The organism is Rhizobium sp. RAF56, assembly GCF_052113965.1.
Classification (GTDB): Bacteria; Pseudomonadota; Alphaproteobacteria; order Rhizobiales; family Rhizobiaceae; genus Rhizobium.
Window position 1 is genome coordinate 63505 of the sequence record NZ_JBFRDU010000009.1, and the last position, 18853, is coordinate 82357.

The 18853-nt window shown below is 62.7% G+C and carries 18 protein-coding genes; 1 reads left to right on the forward strand and 17 read right to left on the reverse strand.

Annotated elements, in window-relative coordinates; translation table 11 throughout:
- Nucleotides 1-394: 394 nt before the first annotated feature.
- From lpdA to sdhC, 16 genes are all read right to left on the reverse strand, one after another.
- Nucleotides 395-1801 (reverse strand): dihydrolipoyl dehydrogenase, encoded by a 1407-nt coding sequence (lpdA, locus tag AB4048_RS09710; RefSeq protein WP_442201739.1) that lies wholly within the window; start codon nt 1799-1801, stop codon nt 395-397.
- A 29-nt stretch (nt 1802-1830) separates the two neighbouring features.
- On the reverse strand, nt 1831-2469 hold the full coding sequence (locus tag AB4048_RS09715; RefSeq protein ID WP_442201740.1) for a LysE family translocator: 639 nt from the start codon (nt 2467-2469) through the stop codon (nt 1831-1833).
- A gap of 21 nt (nt 2470-2490) precedes the next feature.
- Nucleotides 2491-3243: an SDR family oxidoreductase gene (locus AB4048_RS09720; protein WP_442201741.1), complete on the reverse strand. Its 753-nt coding sequence runs from the start codon at nt 3241-3243 to the stop codon at nt 2491-2493.
- Nucleotides 3240-3752 carry a hypothetical protein gene (locus AB4048_RS09725; RefSeq protein WP_442201742.1) on the reverse strand — a complete coding sequence of 171 codons (513 nt, stop codon included), beginning with the start codon at nt 3750-3752 and terminating at the stop codon, nt 3240-3242. The genes AB4048_RS09720 and AB4048_RS09725 overlap by 4 nt, the downstream gene beginning before the upstream one ends.
- A 52-nt stretch (nt 3753-3804) precedes the next feature.
- On the reverse strand, nt 3805-5028 hold the full coding sequence (gene odhB / locus AB4048_RS09730; RefSeq protein WP_442201743.1) for a 2-oxoglutarate dehydrogenase complex dihydrolipoyllysine-residue succinyltransferase: 1224 nt from the start codon (nt 5026-5028) through the stop codon (nt 3805-3807).
- Between the two features lie 33 nt (nt 5029-5061).
- On the reverse strand, nt 5062-5379 hold the full coding sequence (locus AB4048_RS09735) for a YciI family protein (RefSeq protein ID WP_442201744.1): 318 nt from the start codon (nt 5377-5379) through the stop codon (nt 5062-5064).
- Nucleotides 5380-5391: 12 nt separating this feature from the next.
- Nucleotides 5392-8376 (reverse strand): 2-oxoglutarate dehydrogenase E1 component, encoded by a 2985-nt coding sequence (locus AB4048_RS09740; RefSeq protein ID WP_442201745.1) that lies wholly within the window; start codon nt 8374-8376, stop codon nt 5392-5394.
- Between the two features lie 150 nt (nt 8377-8526).
- Nucleotides 8527-9429: a succinate--CoA ligase subunit alpha gene (gene sucD / locus AB4048_RS09745; protein WP_442201746.1), complete on the reverse strand. Its 903-nt coding sequence runs from the start codon at nt 9427-9429 to the stop codon at nt 8527-8529.
- Nucleotides 9430-9449: 20 nt separating this feature from the next.
- Entirely contained in the window at nt 9450-10643 is a 1194-nt protein-coding gene (gene sucC / locus AB4048_RS09750; protein ID WP_442201747.1) for an ADP-forming succinate--CoA ligase subunit beta, read from the reverse strand.
- A 28-nt stretch (nt 10644-10671) separates the two neighbouring features.
- The gene (mdh, locus tag AB4048_RS09755) at nt 10672-11634 is read right to left on the reverse strand and encodes a malate dehydrogenase (protein ID WP_442201748.1); all 963 of its coding nucleotides are present in this window, start codon (nt 11632-11634) and stop codon (nt 10672-10674) included.
- A 179-nt stretch (nt 11635-11813) separates the two neighbouring features.
- Entirely contained in the window at nt 11814-12977 is a 1164-nt protein-coding gene (gene zapE, locus AB4048_RS09760) for a cell division protein ZapE (RefSeq protein ID WP_442201749.1), read from the reverse strand.
- A 48-nt stretch (nt 12978-13025) separates the two neighbouring features.
- Nucleotides 13026-13547, reverse strand: a complete 522-nt coding sequence (locus AB4048_RS09765) for a protease inhibitor Inh/omp19 family protein (RefSeq protein ID WP_442201750.1) — start codon at nt 13545-13547, stop codon at nt 13026-13028.
- Between the two features lie 228 nt (nt 13548-13775).
- Nucleotides 13776-14555: a succinate dehydrogenase iron-sulfur subunit gene (locus AB4048_RS09770; RefSeq protein WP_442201751.1), complete on the reverse strand. Its 780-nt coding sequence runs from the start codon at nt 14553-14555 to the stop codon at nt 13776-13778.
- An 18-nt stretch (nt 14556-14573) separates the two neighbouring features.
- On the reverse strand, nt 14574-16415 hold the full coding sequence (gene sdhA, locus AB4048_RS09775; protein ID WP_442201752.1) for a succinate dehydrogenase flavoprotein subunit: 1842 nt from the start codon (nt 16413-16415) through the stop codon (nt 14574-14576).
- A gap of 7 nt (nt 16416-16422) precedes the next feature.
- Nucleotides 16423-16803 (reverse strand): succinate dehydrogenase, hydrophobic membrane anchor protein, encoded by a 381-nt coding sequence (gene sdhD, locus AB4048_RS09780; RefSeq protein WP_442201753.1) that lies wholly within the window; start codon nt 16801-16803, stop codon nt 16423-16425.
- Between the two features lie 12 nt (nt 16804-16815).
- The gene (gene sdhC, locus AB4048_RS09785; RefSeq protein WP_442201754.1) at nt 16816-17211 is read right to left on the reverse strand and encodes a succinate dehydrogenase, cytochrome b556 subunit; all 396 of its coding nucleotides are present in this window, start codon (nt 17209-17211) and stop codon (nt 16816-16818) included.
- A gap of 327 nt (nt 17212-17538) precedes the next feature.
- On the opposite strand from sdhC, the gene AB4048_RS09790 reads away from it, so the two are divergent.
- Entirely contained in the window at nt 17539-18126 is a 588-nt protein-coding gene (locus tag AB4048_RS09790; RefSeq protein WP_442201755.1) for a hypothetical protein, read from the forward strand.
- Between the two features lie 67 nt (nt 18127-18193).
- Here AB4048_RS09790 and AB4048_RS09795 read toward each other — a convergent pair whose 3' ends face one another.
- Entirely contained in the window at nt 18194-18844 is a 651-nt protein-coding gene (locus tag AB4048_RS09795) for a class I SAM-dependent methyltransferase (RefSeq protein WP_442201756.1), read from the reverse strand.
- Nucleotides 18845-18853: the final 9 nt, after the last annotated feature.

Sequence of the window (18853 nt, forward strand, 5' to 3'; positions counted from 1 at the left end):
TCGGGTATCCCACTAACATCGCAACCGATCGGCAGGCAGCTTCTACCTGACGAAATGCACCACAGCCGACAGGCTGCCTGCCATTTCCCACCTTGCGTTCGGCCACATTCGGCGCGACGCCGTTTTGGCGCGTCCGCAACCGCACCCGGCGTCATCCCCGGGCTTGTGCCACGGCTTGTGCCGAGGATCTGCTACCCCTATCCGCCGTCACCCCGGACTCGATCCGGGGTCCAGCGCGCGCAAGTCTTTGCGCGTAAAAGACTCTTTCGCCCGCCGACGCGGCGCGGCTGGATCCCGGCCCAAGGCCGGGACGACGGAGAGAACGGACCGCGCTCGAAAATGACTGCTTTGTCAACAAACGGAGGCGCCGAAGCTCGGCGCCCTCTTCCATTCCTCACATGTGGATCGGCTTGGCGAACGTCGCAAGTGCCGCTTCCTTGACCGCTTCCGACATCGTCGGGTGCGCATGGCAGGTGCGGCCGAGATCTTCCGACGAGCCGCCGAACTCCATCAGCACGGCGATCTCGTGGATCATCTCGCCGGCGCCGAAGCCGACGATGTGGCCGCCGAGGACGCGGTCGGTCTCCTTGTCGGCGAGGATCTTCACGAAGCCGTCGGTCGCCTGCATCGCGCGGGCGCGGCCGTTGGCGGTGAAGGGGAACTTGCCGGCCTTGTAGGCGACGCCCGCGGCCTTCAGTTCCTCTTCGGTCTTGCCGACGGAGGCGACTTCCGGCTGCGTGTAGACGACGCTCGGAATGACGTCGTAGTTCACATGGCCCGCCTGGCCGGCGAGGATTTCGGCAAGCGCCACGCCCTCGTCCTCGGCCTTGTGCGCCAGCATCGGGCCCTTGACGACGTCGCCGATGGCATAGATGCCGGGAACGTTGGTCTTGAAGTGGCCGTCGGTCTCGACGCGGCCGCGATTGTCGAGAACGACACCCGCCTCCTGAAGTCCCAGGCCCTCGGTGAACGGCTTGCGGCCGGTCGCGATCAGCACAACTTCGGCGTCGAGCACCACCTTGTCGCCGCCCTTGACCGGCTCGAAGGTAACCTTGGCGCCATGGCCGGCCTTCTCGACGCCCGTAACCTTGGCGCCGAGATGGAAGTCCAGGCCTTGCTTGGCAAGCAGGCGCTGGCTCTGCTTGGCGACTTCGCCGTCCATGCCGCCGAGGATGGTGTCGAGATATTCGACGACCGTGACCTTCGCGCCGAGGCGCGACCAGACGGAACCAAGTTCCAGCCCGATCACGCCGCCGCCGACGACGATCATCGTCGCCGGAACCTTCTCAAGCGCGATACCGCCGGTGGAGGATATGATGACCTTTTCATCGATATCGACCTTCACACCCGGAATGCCGGCGACGTCGGAGCCGGTGGCGATGACGATGCTCTTGCCTTCGATCTCGCGAACTTCGCCCTTGTCGTTGGTAACCGAAACCTTGCCGGCAGCGACGATCCTGCCGGTTCCCTGGATGGCATCGATCTTGTTCTTCTTGAAGAGGAAGGCGACGCCGTCGACGTTGGCCTTCACGGTGGCGTCCTTGTGCGCCATCATCTTTCCAAGGTTGAGCTTTGCGCCGGAAACCTCGACGCCGAGCGCATCGAGCCCGTGACCGGCCTGATGGAACATTTCGGAGGCGTGAAGCAGCGCCTTGGAGGGAATGCAGCCGATATTGAGGCAGGTCCCGCCATAGGTCGTGCGCTTCTCGACGACGGCGACCTTGAGACCGAGCTGAGCCGCCTTGATGGCGCAGACATAGCCGCCGGGGCCGGTACCGATCACGATCACATCATAGGACATGGGGTCTATTTCCTTTTGAGATTATCCGATTAATCGACGGCGCGGGCGAGCGCCAAACGAAAGCCGAAGCCGACCAGCGCCGCTCCGGTGATGCGATTGAACCATTTGCCGCTGGCGATGAAACGATCGCGGATCGGCTTGACGGTGAAGAAGGTGGCGACCGCCGAAAACCAGGCAACCAGCGCGGCAGCCATGCCGAGGCCGTAGCCGAACTGGATCAGCGACGGGGTGTCGTGGCGAACCAGCGTCGAAAACAGCGACAGGAAAAAGATCACCGCTTTCGGGTTCAGCGCATTGGTGACGAAGCCGGTGGCAAGGCAGCGCCAGGCCGAAATAGGGGGGCGGTCGGCGGACGTCTCCTCGATCTCGTGCACCTGGAAGCCCGGTTCGCGAAATGACTTGATGCCGAGGTAGACGAGATACGCGACGCCCGCCCACTTGATCAGGCCGAACATCATCAGCGATTTCGAGACGATCAGGCCAAGCCCAAGGACGGTGTAGCTGATGTGGAATAACAGCGACAGGCCGATGCCGAACCCGGTCATCATCGCAGCGCGGCGGCCATAGACGATGCTCTGGCGCAGAACGACGGCGAAATCTGCCCCTGGCATGACGATGAAGATCGAGAACACGGCCATCAGGCCGAGAAATTCCAATAGATATTGCATGCGTTTGCCCTTGCGCTGCCGTCAGCGTCCGCCGCTCACATTGAGGATCGCGCCCGTTATATAGGAAGCCTGGGGCGAAAGAAGATAGAGCACGGCATCGGCAACCTCGCCGGCGGTACCCGGCCGCTGCATGGGGATCGACGCGGCCATCTCGCTAGCCCGATCCGGCAGGCCGCCGGAGGCATGGATTTCGGTATCGATGACGCCGGGCCTCACCGCATTGACCCGCACACCCTCGGAAGCCACCTCGCGCGACAGGCCGATGGTGAAGGTATCGATCGCGGCCTTGGAGGCGGCATAATCGACATACTGCGACGCCGAACCGAGGGTCGCCGCCATCGAGGAAATATTGACGATCACGCCGCCCTTGCCGCCATGCCGGCTCGACAGCCGGCGGACGGCTTCCGCGGCGCAGAGGATCGAGCCGGTGAGGTTGATGCGGAACATGCGCTCGAGCCGCTCGGCCGACATCTCGTCGATCCGGGCGGGCATATCGACGATGCCTGCATTGTTGACGAGGCCGTCGAGCCGGCCGAAATGCCGCTCGACGGCTGCGAAGATTGCCGGGATATCCTCGGCCTTGCCGACATCGCCGGCAATCGCGATTGCCTCGCCGCCGCCGGCGGTGATTTCGGCGACGACGGCGTCGGCCGCAGCCCGGTTCGACGCGTAGTTGACGGCAACACGCCAGCCCTGGCGCGCGGCACCCAGCGAGATCGCGGCACCGATGCCGCGACTGCCGCCAGTAACGAGAAGGACGGGAGCATCGCTCATTTTGCACACCCTTTGAAAGTTAATAGATCCCAGGGCGCGACGGTCGCCTTGCCCTTGCCCCAGACGGACGAGACCCTGATGGCGGGGCCGAGTCCGGCAAAAAGCACGCGCTCGGCCGCGCCCGCCTCTTCACCGGGAAGATTGGCGAAATCGCCTTTGGCGTCCGCGCCGTAAACCATTCCCTGCCAGACCGTGCAGGCATCGAGATCGGCGCCAGTCACATCGCCCTCGGGGCATCGAAACATCAACAGACCGTTCGACCGCTCCGGATCCTCTGACGACATGACGTATCCGTCCATGATCACAGTGGTATTCGCGACACCGATCGTGAACCGGTTGCTGGCGGCGGCCGTTTGCGAACCGATCGGCTGAAACCGCAATTCGTAAGCGCCGTCCCGGTCCGCATAGATCGCGTCTGCCTGTCGGCAGTCCGCGGCGTGCGCATGCACCGGCAGAATGGCCGACACCAGCGCCGCGCTGCAGAAAAGAAAGGCCAGATCCAGCGACATCGGGGAGCTTTCGGGAGAATGGAAAGGGCCGCCCGAAGCGGCCCGATCGGTCTTAGAGATCGAGGACCAGACGCTCCGGATCTTCCAGGCTTTCCTTGACCCGCACAAGGAAGGTGACCGCTTCCTTGCCGTCGACGATGCGGTGATCGTAGGACAGTGCCAGATACATCATTGGGCGGATGACGACCTGGCCGCCGATGGCGACCGGGCGATCCTGGATCTTGTGCATGCCGAGAATGCCCGACTGCGGCGCATTCAGGATCGGCGAGGACATCAGCGAGCCGTAGACACCGCCGTTGGTGATGGTGAAGGTGCCGCCCTGCATGTCGGCCATGCCGAGCGTGCCGTCGCGCGCCGCCTTCGCCAGACGGCCGAGATCCTTCTCGACTTCGGCGATGGACATCTGGTCGGCATCGCGGATGATCGGAACGACGAGCCCCTTGTCGGTGCCGACGGCCATGCCGATGTGGCAGTAGTTCTTGTAGATGATGTCGGTGCCGTCGATCTCGGCGTTGACGGCCGGCAGTTCCTTCAGCGCATGGGTGACGGCCTTGGTGAAGAAGCCCATGAAGCCGAGCTTCACGCCGTGCTTCTTCTCGAAGACGTCCTTGTACTTGTTGCGCAGGCTCATGACCGCGCTCATGTCCACCTCGTTGTAGGTGGTGAGCATGGCGGCGGTGTTCTGCGCATCCTTGAGACGCTTGGCGATCGTCTGGCGCAGGCGGGTCATCTTGACGCGCTCTTCGCGCGGCGCGTCCTCGACGGCCGTCGGCGCGCGGGGAGCAGCCGGTGCGGCGGGGGCGGCGGCGGGGGCAGAAATGCCCTTTGCGACCGCTGCGATGACGTCGCCCTTCAGCACCTGGCCGCGCTTGCCACTGCCTTCGACCTGATCGGCCGGGAGGTTGCTCTCCGCGAGCAGCTTCGCAGCGGCCGGCGCCGGCGGCATGGAGGACGCAGGTGCAGCCGCAGCGGCAGCCGGTGCCGCAGCGGCGGCGGCCATCGCAGGCGCTGCCGCCTTGGCGGGAGCCGCGGCCGCGGCACCTTCCGCGAGCTGGCCGAGCAGCGCGCCGAGACCGACCGTTTCGCCCGCCTGGGCGACGATTTCGGAAAGCGTGCCGGAGACCGGCGAGGGAACTTCGATCGTCACCTTGTCAGTTTCCAGTTCCAGAAGCGGCTCATCGACCTTGACGGCGTCGCCGATCTTCTTGAACCAGGTGCCGACGGTCGCCTCACTGACGGATTCGCCGAGCGTTGGAACGCGAATTTCTGTGGCCATTGTTCAAATCCTGAATTGAAAGTCGTTGTGGAGTTAGACGGCGGCTCCGGCGGACGGCCGGAGGATGAGCGAGGGTATCGGCGATATTTCGTACCGGAAGCCGAGGCCGGCGAGAACGACCGGATCGGCATCGGCTATGACTTTTGCGGCGGCGGGGTCGGCGGCCTCTATGACCGCCATTCCCCAGGCACCCCTGGGATCGAAGACAGGGCCGACCGCGATGGCCATCCCCGTATCGGCATTGCGCCGCCAATAGGCGGCGTGGCGCTGCATCGCCGCCGTCTCCTCCTCGGTCGCGTCATGCGGAAAGGTCTGGCGCGGCGGCAGCAATTTCAGATGAAAGTATGCCATCGCGCCGTCTCCTTATCCGCCGAGCGCATCCTCGAGGAATGCAGCAAGCTGTGCCAGATGCTTGGACATCAGACCCGTCGCCGTGGAGGCGGCGGCCGGACGGCCGGTGTAGCGGACGCGCTGGTACTTCGCATCGATATGGGCAAGCACCCATTCCAAATAGGGGTCGATGAAGGACCAGGCACCCATGTTCTTCGGCTCTTCCTGGCACCAGACCATCTCCGCGTTGCGGAAGCGGCTGAGCTCGTTGATGAGGGCCTTGGCCGGGAACGGATAGAGCTGCTCGATGCGCAGGAGATAGACATCGTCGATGCCGCGCTTCTCGCGTTCTTCCAGGAGATCGAAGTAGACCTTGCCCGAGCAGAGAACGACCCGGCGGATCTTCGAATCCTTCTGAAGCTTGATCGGGCCGTCCTTGATGACCTCGGCGTCGTCCCACAGCAGGCGATGGAAGGAGGAGTCCCCCGCCATTTCCGACAGGCTGGAAACCGCGCGCTTGTGGCGCAGCAGCGATTTCGGCGTCATCAGGATCAGCGGCTTGCGGAAGTCGCGCTTCAGCTGGCGGCGCAGGATATGGAAGTAGTTAGCCGGCGTCGTGACATTGGCGACCTGCATGTTGTCTTCGGCGCAGAGCTGCAGGAAGCGTTCGAGGCGGGCGGAGGAGTGCTCCGGTCCCTGGCCCTCATAGCCGTGCGGCAGCAGGCAGACGAGACCGGACATGCGCAGCCACTTGCGTTCGCCCGACGAGATGAACTGGTCGAAGACGACCTGCGCGCCGTTGGCAAAATCGCCGAACTGGGCTTCCCAGAGGGTCAACGCGTTCGGACGGGCCAGAGAGTAGCCGTATTCGAAGCCAAGTACGGCCTCCTCCGAAAGCATCGAGTTGATGACTTCGTAGCGTGCCTGCGTCGGCGACAGGTTGGCGAGCGGGATGTAGCGCTCTTCGGTCTCCTGATCGTAGAGCACCGAGTGACGCTGCGAGAACGTGCCGCGTTCGCAATCCTGGCCCGAAAGACGGATCTTGTGTCCGTCGCTGACGAGCGAACCGAAGGCCAGCGCTTCCGCCATCGCCCAGTCGATGCCTTCACCCGTCTGCACCATGTTGGCGCGGTTTTCCATGAAGCGCTGGATGGTGCGGTGGGCATTGAAGCCGGCCGGGATTTCCGACAGCTTGCGGCCGATTTCCTTCAGCTGCTTCATCGGGAAGCCGGTCTTGCCGCGGCGCTGTTCGTCCGCGTTGTCAGCGGTGCGCAGGCCGGACCATTCGCCGTCCAGCCAGTCGGCCTTGTTGGGCTTGTAGGACTGGCCGGCCTCGAACTCCTGTTCGAGATGGGCGCGCCAGTCGGCCTTCATCTTCTCCACTTCGCCCTCGGTCAGATGCCCTTCGGCGACCAGGCGTTGGGAATATATCTGCAACACCGTCTTGTGGGCGCGGATGACCTTGTACATCTTCGGCTGCGTGAAGGACGGTTCGTCGCCTTCGTTGTGGCCGTAGCGGCGGTAGCAGAACATGTCGACCACGACCGGCTTGTGGAATTTCATGCGGAACTCGGTCGCAACCTTCGCCGCATAGACGACCGCTTCCGGATCGTCGCCGTTGACGTGGAAGATCGGCGCCTCGATCATCTTGGCGACGTCGGACGGATAGGGCGACGAGCGCGAGTAAGCCGGATTGGTGGTGAAGCCGATCTGGTTGTTGATGATGACGTGCATCGTGCCGGCGACGCGATGTCCGCGCAGGCCCGAAAGGCCGAGAATTTCGGCGATGACGCCCTGACCGGCGAAAGCCGCGTCGCCATGGATGAGCAGCGGCATGACCTTGGCGCGCTCGGAAAGCGGGATGACGTCGCCATCCCACTGGGTCGCGCCGATGTCCTGCTTGGCGCGGGCCTTGCCCATGACGACCGGATCGACGATTTCGAGGTGCGAGGGGTTCGCCGTCAGCGACAGGTGCACTTTGTTGCCGTCGAACTCGCGGTCGGAGGAAGCACCGAGATGATACTTCACGTCGCCCGAGCCCTCAACGTCGTCAGGCGCGTAGGAGCCGCCCTTGAACTCGTGGAAGATGGCGCGATGCGGCTTCGCCATGACCTGGCTGAGAATGTTCAACCGACCGCGGTGGGCCATGCCGAACACGACTTCCTTCAGGCCGAGATGGCCGCCGCGCTTGAGGATCTGCTCGAGCGCGGGTACCAGCGATTCACCGCCGTCGAGGCCGAAGCGCTTGGTGCCCTTGAACTTGACGTCAAGGAACTGCTCGTAGCCTTCCGCTTCGATCACCTTCTGCAGGATCGCCTTCTTGCCTTCCGGGGTGAAGGCAACGCCCTTGTCAGGTCCCTCGATGCGCTCCTGAATCCAGGCCTTTTCCTCGGGGTTGGACATGTGCATGAACTCGACGCCGAGCGTCGAGCAGTAGGTGCGCTCGAGAATCTCGATCATCTCGCGGATGGTCGCGTATTCGAGGCCAAGCACGTTGTCGATGAAGATCTTGCGGTCGTAGTCGGCTGCGGTGAAGCCGTAGTTTTCCGGCGACAGTTCCTTGTAGTCCTCGACCGGGGCTGCGATGCCGAGCGGATCGAGCTTGGCGTGCAGGTGGCCGCGGGCGCGGTAGGCGCGGATCATCATGATGGCGCGCACGGAATCGCGCGTCGCCTGCAAGACATCGGCCGCGGCAAGCGGCACGCCGGCAGCTTCAGCCTTGGCCTTCACCTTGGTTTCGATCGCCTTTTCGACAACGGCCCAGTTGCCGTCGAGCGCGTTGACGAGATCGCCGCCGGCCGCGATCGGCCAGTTCTTGCGCTGCCAGGATGCGCCCTTGGCCGCGCGCCGCACGTCTTCCGGGCTGTCTTCCAGCGCCTTGAAGAAGGACTGCCATTCGGCCGAGACCGAGGCCGGATCTTGCTCGTAGCGCGCATAGAGCTGCTCGATATAGGCCGCGTTGGCGCCGTCGAGGAACGAGGTAATCTGAAACTGCTCGTTGGCTTCTTGCCTTGCCATGGTGATATGCGGACGTTGTCCGCCTCCCAGCTTGATTGGTTTGCCGGCGGTTCCACCGCCGCATGTGCCTATGCCGCCCGACTGGCGGCAGTGCATCAAAGGTGTGCCGGGCAAGGACAGGGTTGCGCCCCTGCCCGGAGAAATCTTCGATCAGCCCTTCAGGACTTCGACCAGCGTCTTGCCGAGGCGCGCCGGCGACGGCGACACGCGGATGCCTGCCGATTCCATCGCCGCGATCTTCGATTCGGCATCGCCCTTGCCGCCGGAAACGACAGCGCCGGCGTGACCCATCGTGCGGCCCTTCGGCGCCGTACGACCGGCGATGAAGCCGGCCATCGGCTTCCTGCGGCCCTTCTTGGCTTCGTCCTTCAGGAACTGTGCCGCGTCTTCCTCGGCAGAGCCACCGATTTCGCCGATCATGATGATCGACTGGGTGGCTTCGTCAGCGAGGAACATTTCGAGCACGTCGATGAACTCGGTGCCCTTGACCGGGTCGCCGCCGATGCCGACGGCCGTCGTCTGGCCGAGGCCCTCGTTCGAGGTCTGGAACACCGCTTCGTAGGTGAGCGTGCCGGAGCGCGAAACGATACCGACCGAGCCCTTGCGGAAGATCGAGCCCGGCATGATGCCGATCTTGCACTCTTCCGGCGTCAGGATGCCCGGGCAGTTGGGCCCAAGCAGTCGCGACTTGGAGCGGTCGAGGCGAGCCTTGACGCGCACCATGTCCATGACCGGGATGCCCTCGGTGATGCAGGTGATGAACGGGATCTCCGCGTCGATCGCCTCGATGATCGCGTCGGCGGCGCCTGCCGGCGGAACGTAGATGACGGACGCGTCGGCGCCGGTCTTTTCCTTGGCTTCGGCAACGGTGGCATAGATCGGCAGGCTTTCGCCCTTCGAGCCGGTCCAGGTTTCTCCACCCTTCTTCGGGTGAATGCCGCCGACCATCTGGGTGCCGTAATAGGCAAGCGCCTGTTCGGTGTGGAACGTGCCGGTCTTGCCGGTCAGGCCCTGAACGAGGACCTTGGTGTTCTTGTTAACGAGAATGGACATTTATTTCCGGTCCTTCAAAATTAGCCGTTGATCGCCGCGACGATCTTCTTGGCCGCATCGTCCAAGTCGTCAGCCGCCGTGATCGCGAGACCCGACTCGTTCAGGATCTTTTTGCCGAGCTCGACATTGGTGCCTTCGAGGCGCACGACGAGCGGAACCTTCAGACCGACTTCCTGGACGGCCGCGACAACGCCTTCGGCAATGACATCGCACTTCATGATGCCGCCGAAAATGTTGACGAGAATGCCTTCCACCTTGGGGTCAGCGGTGATGATCTTGAAGGCCGCCGCCACCTTGTCCTTGCCGGCGCCGCCGCCGACGTCGCAGAAGTTGGCCGGCTCTTTGCCGTAAAGCTTGATGATGTCCATGGTCGCCATGGCAAGGCCCGCGCCGTTGACCATGCAGCCGATGTTGCCGTCGAGCGCGACATAGGCGAGGTCCCACTTCGAGGCCTCGATTTCCTTGGCGTCTTCCTCGGTCTCGTCGCGCAGCGCCTTGACGTCGTCATGGCGGAAGAGCGCGTTGCCGTCGAACGACATCTTGGCGTCGAGGACGCGCAGGTGGCCATCCTTCATGACGATCAGCGGATTGACTTCGAGGAGAGCCATGTCCTTCTCGTTGAAGGCCTTGTAGAGCGCCGGGAAGAGCGACTTAGCGTCTTCAGCGGCAGCGCCGGTCAGTTCGAGGGCCTTCGAGATCGCCGCAACGTCGGCGGCCGTCACGCCGGTTTCCGGATCGATGGCGATGGTGTGGATCTTCTCGGGCGTGTCGTGAGCGACGGCCTCGATGTCCATGCCGCCTTCCGTCGAAACGACGAACGCGACCTTGCCGACCGAACGATCGACCAGCAGCGAGCAATAAAGTTCGCGAGCGATGTCGGCGCCGTCTTCGATGTAGAGGCGGTTGACCTGCTTGCCCGCTTCACCGGTCTGCGCCGTCACGAGGGTATTGCCGAGCATTTCCCTGGAGTGCGCGACGACTTCGTCGATCGACTTGGCAAGACGAACGCCGCCCTTGGCTTCCGGCGAAAGCTCCTTGAACTTGCCCTTGCCGCGGCCGCCGGCGTGGATCTGGCTCTTGACCACATAGAGCGGGCCGGGGAGCGACTTGGCGGCGGCTTCCGCTTCCTCAACCCTAAGGATAGCCACGCCTTCCGCGACCGGTGCACCGTAGCCCTTCAGCAGAGCCTTGGCCTGATATTCATGAATGTTCATGGAATCTATTCCTGTTGGAACGCGACGATTACTTCAGGGAAGGAGCGATATTGACGCAAGCTTCGCAAAGGCCGGCGACAGCGCCGACAGACTTGTCGAAGGCTTCCTTCTCGGCCTTGTTCAGGTCGATCTCGATGATGCGCTCGACGCCGCCGGCGCCGATGACCGTGGGCACGCCGACATACATGTCCTTCACGCCGTATTGGCCGGAGAGGTGGGCGGCGCAGGGCAGCACGCGCTTCTTGTCCTTGATGTAGGCTTCGGCCATTTCGATGGCGGAAGCGGCCGGGGCATAGTAGGCCGAACCGGTCTTCAGGAGGCCAACGATTTCGGCGCCGCCGTCACGGGTGCGCTGGACGATCTCTTCGAGGCGTTCCTTGGTGATCCAACCCATGGTGACGAGGTCGGTAAGCGGAATGCCGCCGACGGTCGAGTAGCGCGGCAGCGGCACCATGGTGTCGCCGTGGCCGCCGAGCACGAAGGCGGAAACGTCCTGGACGGAAACGTTGAATTCCTTGGCGAGGAACAGGCGGAAGCGCGACGAGTCGAGCACGCCAGCCATGCCGACGACCTTGTTGGCCGGGAGGCCCGAGAACTTCTGCAGAGCCCAGACCATGGCGTCGAGCGGGTTGGTGATGCAGATCACGAAAGCATTCGGGGCATACTTCTTGATGCCGGCGCCGACCTGTTCCATGACCTTGAGGTTGATGCCGAGGAGGTCGTCGCGGCTCATGCCGGGCTTGCGCGGCACGCCGGCGGTGACGATGCAGACATCAGCACCTTCGATGGCGGAATAATCACTGGCACCCGTCAGGTTGGCGTCGAAACCTTCGACCGGCGAGGACTGGGCAATATCGAGGCCCTTGCCCTGGGGAATGCCGTCGGCGATGTCGAACAGGACGATATCGCCGAGTTCCTTCAGGCCGGCGAGATGGGCAAGCGTACCGCCGATCATGCCAGAACCAATAAGTGCGATTTTGTTGCGCGCCATTTTCGCTATATCCTTTGCGATCAAAATCCGTTGCAAATGCCCTTGCAGCATCCGCCCAGCGTCGCAATCGCTTAGCCCCAACGGTCAAAAATGGCAAACAATAATTTTGCGACGAGGAATTTCAATCGGTTAGATGCGAATTTTCTTACGTAAACGTAAGTTATCTTGTCACTAAAACGTTACTCCGCGGCCCGCCTGGAACGGGTGGAGGCGAGATATTCAGCGCTGCGCATTTCAAAAAGACGCGAGGCCGTGCGGTCGAATTCGAAGGCTTCCGTGCCACGTTTCGCGACAAGAAGGTCCTCCGGCATCGCCGCCGCGGAAACGTAGAGGCGGATGCCTTGATCGTAGAAGGCGTCGACCAGAATAATGAAACGCTTGATCTGATTGCGCTTTTCCGGCCCGAGCTGCGGCACGTGATCGAGGAAAATCGTATCGAAGCGCCCGGCGATCGCCAGAAAGTCCGCAGCGCCGAGCGGCGTGTCGCAGAGGTCGGCAAAGCTGAAGCGGGCCATCCGGTCGGCTGCGAGCGGCACGCGGATCTTGCGGCCCTTCATCGCAATCTCCGCCGGCTGCGCCTTGCGTCCATGCAGCGCCTGCGCCCAGGAGGCGTCCATCGCCATGTCCGTCCGGGGATCGAGCGGCGTCAGGTAGACCGGCTGGCTGTTCAGCTTTTCCATGCGGTAGTCGGTCGGCGAGTCCAGCGTGACGACGTCCACATGCTTCTTGAGAAGATCGACGAAGGGCAGGAAGAGGCCGCGGTTGAGGCCGTCGCGATAGAGATTGTCCGGCTCCACGTTCGAAGTGGCGATCAGGACGCAGCCATGGGCGAAGAGTTCGGAAAACAGCCGCGACAGGATCATGGCGTCGGCGATATCAGTGACGGTGAACTCGTCGAAGCAGAGCAGCTCAGCTTGGGCGAAAAGATCCGCCGCGACCGGCGCCACGGGATCGGCCTGCTTGGTCTCGCCGTTCTTGAACTTCAGCCGATGGGCGGCGATGCGATTGTGAACGTCGGCCATGAATTCATGAAAATGCGCCCGCCGCTTGCGCGCCGAGGGCGCCATGGCAAAGAACATGTCCATCAGCATGGTCTTGCCGCGGCCGACGCTGCCGTGGATATAGAGGCCTTTGACTCGGTGCGCGGGCTTCTTTCGCGCGGCAAACAGCCACCCGAGCGCGCTGGCTTTCGCGGCCGGCTGCTTTTCCTTTATTTCAGAAAGAACGTGATCGAGGCTCTTCGCCACCACCATCTGCGCCGCATCCACTTGCAGCTTGCCAGCCGCCGCCAGCGTCTTTAGATGCTCGCTGACGCTGATCGAATAGTCCGGCATTGGCTGCATGGGGAGATATCCGCCTGTGTGGCACAGCGCGGCCGGTTGGCCGCCGCCCTATCGGCTGAGGCTGATCGACTGGCCGGAGGCCGTGGAGCCGTCGAAGCGGGAGTCGGCCGTCTTGTAGAGCGTGCCGAGGGAGCCGCCGTTGCGATCCTTGATCACCACCTGCTTGCCGGAAACTTCCCAGGAACCCATCGCCGTCAGCTCGCCGACGCAACCGCGCGTACCGCCGCGCGAGCCGCTGCCGAGATTGGTGAGCGTCAGGAACATGTCACAGCTCTTGCCGCTGCTGTTGACCTTCCAGCTGCCGACCATGGATTCCTTGGTGACGTCCATCGCGTTGGAGGCGAGCTGGGTATTGTCCCCCATGGCGCCGGCGCCGGGCGTCGTTGTCGGCGCGGCCGGGAACTGCGATGCCGTCGGATCCGGGAGCTGTCCGGCCTGGACCGAGCCCATCGGCGCCGCCTGCAAAGGAGGAGGCGAATAGCTGAGATTGGAGTCGTTATATGCAGTGCGCTGGCAACCGGCGAGCGCCAATCCCATGACGGCTGCGGTCGCCGCATATTTGAATCGCATCCTCATACTCCTGAAATTTCCGGCCTTTGCCTATGGAAGTTGGCGCGCAATCAAGGCGGAATTATCGTAAAAGACAATGGTTAATCAACCGGTAACACATGAGAATTGTGCAACTGCTCAGTGATTCACGAGCGTAGACGAGGTTCTTGAGCGCATTTGCCGGTCCGGCGACACGAAGACGCGCCCGTTCGGGCCCGCCTTCGTATCTTCGCATATAAGAGAGTGCGGTCAGACGCGCCTCTCGACCATCATCTTCTTGATTTCGGCGATCGCCTTGGCCGGGTTCAGACCCTTCGGGCAGGTCTGCGCGCAGTTCATGATCGTGTGGCAGCGATAGAGTCGGAAGGGATCCTCGAGATTGTCGAGGCGTTCGCCGGTTGCCTCGTCTCGGCTGTCGATCAGCCAGCGGTAAGCCTGCAGCAGGACGGCCGGACCGAGGTAGCGGTCGCCATTCCACCAGTAGCTCGGACAGGAGGTCGAGCAGCATGCGCACAGGATGCATTCGTAGAGGCCGTCGAGCTTCTGGCGATCCTCGTGGCTCTGCTGCCATTCCTTGGCCGGCGTCGGCGAGACCGTCTTCAGCCAGGGTTCGATGGAGCGGTGCTGGGCGTAGAAATTGCTCAAGTCCGGCACCAGATCCTTGACGACCGGCAGGTGCGGCAGCGGATAGATCTTCACCGTGCCCTTGATCTCGTCCATGCCCTTGGTGCAGGCGAGCGTGTTGGTGCCGTCGATGTTCATCGCGCAGGAACCGCAAATGCCCTCGCGACAGGAACGCCGCAGCGTCAGCGTCGGGTCCACCTTGTCCTTGATGTAGAGCAGTGCATCGAGCACCATCGGACCGCAATTGTCGACATCGACATAAAATGTGTCGATCGACGGATTCTGACCGTCATCAGGGTTCCAACGATAAACGCGGAATTCGCGCGTGTTCTTGGCACCGGCCGGCTTCGGCCAGACCTTGCCTTCGCGCATCTGTGAGTTCTTGGGGAGAGCGAGTTCAACCATGTCCGGTTCCTCTTGGGATCAATAGACGCGAGCTTTGGGCGCGATCTTCTTGGGATCGATGCCCTCTGCGATCAGCTCGGTGTGGACCGGGCGGTAGTCGAGCTTGACGTCGCCCGCGTCGTTGACCCAGGCGAGCGTATGCTTGCGCCAGTTGACGTCGTCGCGGCCGGCGAATGCGCCTTCCGTGTAGTCTTCGCGGGCATGCGAGCCGCGGCTTTCCTTGCGGGCCTCGGCGCCGTAGATCGTGGTGATCGCGTTTGCCATGAGGTTGTGCAGTTCGAGCGTCTCGACCAGATCCGAGTTCCAGATCATCGAGTGGTCGCTGACCTTGACGTCCGAAAGTTCCTTCCAGATCGCCGAAAGGCGCCGGCAGCCGGATTCCAGCGATTCCTGCGTACGGAACACGGCGGCATCTTCCTGCATGGCGCGCTGCATCTTTTCGCGCAGCACTGCCGTCGGCGTACCACCGCTTGCGTGGCGCAGGCGATCGAAGCGATCCATGATCCTGTCGCAGGCGGCAACGTTGAGGTTCGGCACCGGCGATGCGCGGTCGATGACCTCGCCGGCGCGGATTGCAGCGGCGCGGCCGAAGACCACGAGGTCGATGAGCGAGTTCGAGCCAAGGCGGTTTGCACCGTGCACGGAGGCACAGCCCGCTTCACCGACGGCCATCAGGCCGGGAATGACGCGTTCCGGATTGCTGCTGTCGGCGTTCAGTACTTCGCCCCAATAGTTCGTCGGAATGCCACCCATATTGTAATGGACGGTCGGCAGAACCGGGATCGGCTCGCGCGTGACATCGACGCCGGCGAAGATCTTCGCCGATTCCGAGATGCCCGGCAGCCGCTCGTGCAGGACCGCCGGATCGAGGTGGTCGAGATGCAGGAAGATGTGGTCCTTGTTCTTGCCGACGCCCCGGCCTTCGCGGATTTCCAGCGTCATGCAGCGCGAGACGACGTCGCGTGAGGCAAGGTCCTTGGCGGACGGCGCATAGCGCTCCATGAAGCGCTCGCCCTCGGAGTTGACGAGATAGCCGCCTTCGCCGCGCGCGCCTTCCGTGATCAGACAGCCGGAACCATAGATGCCGGTCGGGTGGAACTGAACGAACTCCATGTCCTGCAACGGCAGGCCGGCGCGGGCCACCATACCGCCGCCGTCGCCGGTGCAGGTATGGGCGGAGGTCGCCGAGAAATAGGCGCGGCCGTAGCCGCCGGTCGCCAGCACCACCATCTTGGCGGAGAAGCGATGGATCGTGCCGTCATCGAGACACCAGGCGACGACACCGGTGCAACGGCTGCCGTCTTCCGACATGATCAGGTCGAGCGCGAAATATTCGATGAAGAATTCGGCGTTGTTGCGCAGCGACTGGCCGTAGAGCGTATGCAGGATGGCGTGGCCGGTGCGGTCGGCGACGGCGCAGGTGCGCTGCACCGGCGGGCCTTCTCCATAGTTCTGCATGTGACCGCCGAACGGACGCTGGTAGATCTTGCCTTCCTCGTTGCGCGAGAACGGAACGCCGTAGTGCTCAAGCTCATAGACCGCCTTCGGCGCTTCCATGGTCAGATACTGCATGGCATCGACGTCGCCGAGCCAGTCGGAGCCCTTGACGGTGTCGTAGAGGTGCCACTGCCAGCTGTCGGGCGTCATGTTGCGCAGCGACGCGGCGATCCCGCCCTGGGCGGCAACGGTGTGCGAGCGGGTCGGGAAGACCTTGGTGATGCAGGCGGTGCGGAAGCCCTGCTCGGCCATGCCGAGCGTGGCGCGCAGGCCGGCGCCGCCGGCGCCGACGACGATCACGTCATAGGAGTGGTCGACGTATTTGTAGGCCTTGCCGTTCTGAGCGGGTGAATTCGGTGCCATGATGCAATTATCCTACGAACGCGATCTTCAGAATGGCGAAAAGACAGAGCCCCGCCACGAGGATCGCAAAGAAGGTGTTGAGCATGAGAAGGGCGAGCTTGAAGAACTCGCCGTGGACATAGTCCTCGATGATCACCTGCATGCCGAGCTTCATGTGAATGACGCCGGAAATGACCATTAGCCCCATGATCACAGCCACGAAGGGGTTGGACAGGGCGTGAACCACGTCGGCATAGGGCGCGCCGGCGTAGATCATGAGAAAAATGACGAAGAAAATGATGAGCGGCACATTGGCGACGGCGGTCAGCCGCTGGCGCCAGAAGTGCTCCGTTCCGGACTTGGCTGAGCCAAGGCCACGGACTTTGCCCAAGGGAGTGCGCATATCCATGAAAGAATACCTTCAGAAACGGATGGCGAGGCCGATCGCCCAGACGATAACCGTCAGACAGAGCGAACCGACGAGATTGGCCTTGGCGAGCTTGGTGGAGAACTCCTTCCCGAAACCATGACCGAGGTCCCACATGAAATGGCGGAAACCGCCAAGCATGTGGTGCAGGAGCGCCCAGGTATAGCCGAACAGCACGAGCCGCCCGAGGATCGTACCGAGGATCCAGTTGACCCATTCGAAATAGGCCTGACCGGTCGCGGCGGCGATCAGCCACCATGCAACCAAGAGCGTGCCGAAATAGAGCGCGCCGCCGGTGATGCGGTGCAGGATCGACATGACCATCGTCGGAATAGGCTTGTAGATTTGAAGGTGCGGCGACAAGGGCCGGTTTTGTGTGACGTTCGCCATCAGAACCTCGCGGCGTTACGATGCGCTTTATCTCGGGCGGGGCCCGGGGCAACACACGAATGACAAAATTCTTTGCGTGCGCTGCATCATGGGCGACGTTTAATGACGGAAATGCCTTACGACAAGAACTATTGATAAGAGTGCCGAATTTAATCGATTCGGGTTGCCAAAGTGGTGCTGCGATACATCTACGAGCCGAGTGTATTATAACTACTTCGTTGCCACTATTAACTATTTGGTCGCTTTCCCCATGTCTCGCGTGGACTTGCGTCGCGTTTTCCTGCAATCTGGCGTTAACATTTTGTTAACCTGAGGGAGTGTGAAGCGATGATTGCGCACCTTGTCAAAGCTGGGGCCATGCTCCTCGCGGCCGCCACCGTCGCGATCGCGCTTCCATCCGCCGCCGGTGATTTCCACGGTGGACGCAGCTTCATGCGGCAGCAGCATTTCGCGTCCGGCGGCTTCGGGCGTTTCAACGACCGTCATCGGTTCGATTTTCGACGGGGGCTTGGCGTCACCGACAATCGCCTTCCCTTCGACCGCCACAATTTCGGTCGCAAATCCTTCGCCAACCGCGATCGCAACCGCAATGACTTCTTCAATCGCGGCGATGTCAGCGTGAATTTCGACGTCTACGGCCCGCGCTGGCGGCCGCAGCTATCCTCCGTGGCAAACGCGGGCAGCACGGTCACGATCATTTCGACCAATCAGTCGGACTATGATCAGGTCGGCAACTATGCCGGCGCCAACTCGGTGCTGCGCACCGGCGGCGGCACCTACGTGACTTCGAGCGGCTACGGCACCAATCCGGCCCTCTTCGCCGAGCAACCACGTCCGAACGCCAAGGTCGTGCATGTCGCGACGATGGCCGACCCTTGTTCGCACGAGCAGGGCGTCTGCGTCATTCGGCCCTGAGTAGTTCCAGGAAAAGTGTGAAACGGCTTTCCGTCCGGAATTGCGTGAAAACAAAAAGATAGAGCCGTCAGCCGGCGGAAAACTGCCAGACCGTCGTCTTCTTCACTTCGCTGTCTTCCAGGGCGCGCGTGACGGGCACTTCGTAGCTCGCACGAAACGCCAGATGCTCCCTAGGCAGATAGGCCCGGCCGGGATCGCCGACGAGGACGGTTAGGCCGGCACGCGCCAGATCCCTGAACCAGGGATTTAGCCTGTCGGCAAATTCGCGATCGTAAAAGACGTCGCCGGCAAGCACGACATCCGCCTCCACCGGCCCGCCGACGAGATCCTCTCCGACGAAACGGATCAGCACGTCATTTTCAGCGGCGTTGAGGGAAATGGCCGTTCCGGCCCAGGGGTCGACGTCGCAGGAGACGACCTCTTTCGCCCCGGCGCGCACCGCGGCGATCGCCACCAGCCCGGAGCCGCTTGCAAAATCCAGTACGGTCTTGCCGGCGACAAGGTCGGGATTGTCGAGCACGTAGCGCGCAAGCCCCTGCCCGCCCGCCCAGGCAAACGCCCAGAACGGCGGAGGCAAACCGATCTCCTCGATCTCTTCTTCCGTCTTCAGCCAAAGATCGTGGGCTTCGCTTGCCAGGTGCAGACGGATTTCGGGCACATGCGGCGGCGCCATGAGAGAGGTGTTGGCGCGAATGAAGGTCGCCGGATCGGTCTTCACGCCGGTCGC